At 60.4% G+C, this 283-nt stretch carries 1 protein-coding gene; it reads left to right on the top strand.

Annotated elements, in window-relative coordinates:
* The coding region (locus KZZ04_RS18820; protein ID WP_219423771.1) for a hypothetical protein at positions 1-283 on the top strand (283 nt) is incomplete at both ends.

The raw sequence follows: 283 nt of genomic DNA, 5'->3' as shown, positions 1-283 counted from the left end.
CAGCAACTGGGCGAGATGCTTCGTCACTACGCCGATAGCGAAGCGCACAAGAAACAGCAATTCGACCTGCAGTCGGCACGCTGGGCGCAAAAACTCGGTGAGTTGTTCGGGCAGATTGAACAGTGGCTGGAGCCGGTCAAGACCGTCGGCCTGCTGGACGTCCATCGCGAAGCCTATGTCGCCAGCAGCCCAAGCCTGCCGGTCGAAAGCTCGACCTTCAGGACCGAGAAGCTCACCGTGCAGATCACCGGCAAAGCCGTCGAGTTCGTGCCGGAAGTCATGG

Origin of the sequence: Pseudoalteromonas sp. CR1 (genome assembly GCF_019392235.1) — a bacterium.
GTDB lineage: Bacteria > Pseudomonadota > Gammaproteobacteria > Enterobacterales > Alteromonadaceae > Pseudoalteromonas.
The sequence above is the reverse complement of the archived record's forward strand: the minus strand, read 5'-3'. Positions and strand labels throughout refer to the sequence as shown.